At 41.4% G+C, this 321-nt stretch carries 1 protein-coding gene; it reads right to left on the minus strand.

The features are described 5' to 3' along the window. The coding region (locus tag IQR33_RS27930) for a sensor histidine kinase (protein WP_416222702.1) at window positions 1-259 on the minus strand (259 nt) is incomplete at its 3' end. Window positions 260-321 lie beyond the last annotated feature (62 nt).

Here is a 321-nt window from a genome sequence, read left to right on the forward strand (position 1 = left end):
AGCGCGTAAACGGATCAAAAATATCGACCAGCTTGTTATCTGGAATACCAGGCCCATCATCAGATACTGACATGATGGTGAACTGCTGCCCTTCTTTGACATAATTTTCCAGAGAAACTTCTATCTGAGATGCTTGTCCTGAATATTTAATGGCATTACCAATAAGATTGTTCAAACAACGAATGACGAGCGTTTCTTCACAAAAAGCTTTAGCACATACAGCTTCTGAGCGGAAAGACAACGTCTGTTCTGACTTCAAATCTATTTTGCAACGCTCTACTTGCGGGGAGAGCAAAACTTCTAAATCACAGCGTTTCGTGG

The organism is Vibrio sp. OPT46 (genome assembly GCF_015163535.1).
GTDB lineage: Bacteria > Pseudomonadota > Gammaproteobacteria > Enterobacterales > Vibrionaceae > Vibrio > Vibrio alginolyticus.